The following is a 1,710-nucleotide window of genomic DNA, read 5'->3' as shown; positions in this document are numbered from 1 at the left end:
GGAAAGGGACATGCAATTCGGCATCTGGTTTGAACCGGAAATGATCTCTCCAAATAGCGATCTGATCCAGAACCATCCGGATTGGGTCATGCGTACCGCGGAATACGAACCGCTGCTAGGAAGGAGCCAGTACATGCTGGACCTTACGAACGCAGAGGTCCAGACATTCATTATCGACCTCCTGACGCGAAGCATCAAAGATTTCGGTATCAGCTATATCAAATGGGACATGAACCGCCATATAACGGACCCGGCTTCTAACTTATCGAATCAAGCTCATGCGAACGAGTACTCGCACCGCTACATGATGGGGCTTTACCGCATACTCAATACGATCACGACACTTTTCCCTGAAGTCCTTTTTGAGAATTGCTCAAGCGGCGGCGGGAGATTAGATCCGGGGATGTTGTACTTCATGCCTCAAACTTGGGCCAGCGATAACACCGATGGATTGGACAGACAGCGGATCCAATACGGCGCTTCTTACCTGTTTCCCCCTTATTCTTTGACTGGTCATGTTTCATCCGTTCCGAATCATCAAACGGGTCGCGTGACAGATTTCGAAACGAGGAAGCATCTCGCTTCCTCCACGAATATGGGATATGAGATGGATATCATGCAACTCAGCGACCACGAGAAGGCTGTCATCAAAGCCCACGTCGAAGGATACAAGGAGGATCGGGACTTCTTGATGACAAGCGAATTTTATCGATTGGAATCACCCTTCGACACCAACCACTGCACCTGGATGTTCACTGATGAGGCGAGGAATAAAATCATTATTTACCTCTTCCGCAATACATATGACGTATCAGAGTTGTCTTTGCTGATTAAAATTCCCTTTATTGACCTGAAAGCAAACTACGTCGAGGTCAACAGCCGGAAGCAGTATTCCGGCTCAGAACTCGCTAATTGCGGTATTGCATTGGAGAACCCGATCGGAGATCACTTAGCTTTGAGATTGGATTTCGAAAAGTGTTAATCCTGATTAACCTCGTATAACCAGGCCGAACAAACCAAAATAACCTCCACGGAAAGCAGCGATGCTTACTCCTTGGAGGTTATTTCTATTTTTACATTTCAAGACTAATTAGTTATGTCCAATCAAAGGGATGGCACTGCCATCTCCTCATCTGCGTTCAGCAACAATTGGTATAATGCCCCCAACAGGTTCGCATCATTCAGGAAGCGGCAGCTGTCGATTTCAACTTCCGTCAAAGTGTTCGCCACAAAAGGCAGACCTGCGCGGATAGCGCGGTATTGTTTGCGGATTTCTTCGGCAACGATCGGTTGGGCGCTGATCCCGCCGCCGATGACGATCTTTTCGAGGTCAAGGATGGCTTGGACATTGCAGATCATGTAGGCGATTTCTCTGGCGAAGGCTTCAAAAATCGGATAGACGCTCGGGTCTTTTTGATTGATCGCTTCGAAGGCAGCTGCGCCATCCTTCGTGTCCTCGGTCCCCAGTTCCAGGTTCACCTTCTTGACGAGTCCAACAGCCGAACCGGTCATGCCGTACATATCTTCAAAGGATGGCTTGCCGGATTGCTTCATCATGAAGCTCAATTCGCCGGCCTGGAAATGCTTGCCCTGATAGAGTTTGCCGTCAAGGATCAGCCCGCCGCCGATGCCGGTTCCGAGCACAAGCGCCAAACCGTTTTCGATGCCATTGAGGTTACCGAGCCAAAGCTCCGACAAGGCAGCAGCCTT

2 protein-coding genes are annotated in these 1,710 nt (G+C 49.3%); one reads left to right on the top strand and one right to left on the bottom strand.

The window, feature by feature from the left end; genetic code table 11:
- A partial coding sequence (locus tag WBV27_RS09090; RefSeq protein ID WP_424201371.1) for an alpha-galactosidase occupies positions 1–982 on the top strand: 982 nt, incomplete at its 5' end.
- A gap of 122 nt (positions 983–1,104) precedes the next feature.
- Here WBV27_RS09090 and WBV27_RS09085 read toward each other — a convergent pair.
- On the bottom strand, positions 1,105–1,710 hold a 606-nt coding region (locus WBV27_RS09085), incomplete at its 5' end, for an ROK family protein (RefSeq protein ID WP_424201369.1).

The sequence above is a fragment of the Trichococcus sp. genome, from assembly GCF_049589555.1.
Classification (GTDB): domain Bacteria; phylum Bacillota; class Bacilli; order Lactobacillales; family Aerococcaceae; genus Trichococcus.
Note: the sequence above shows the minus strand (reverse complement) of the source record. Positions and strands in the feature narration are given on the sequence as shown.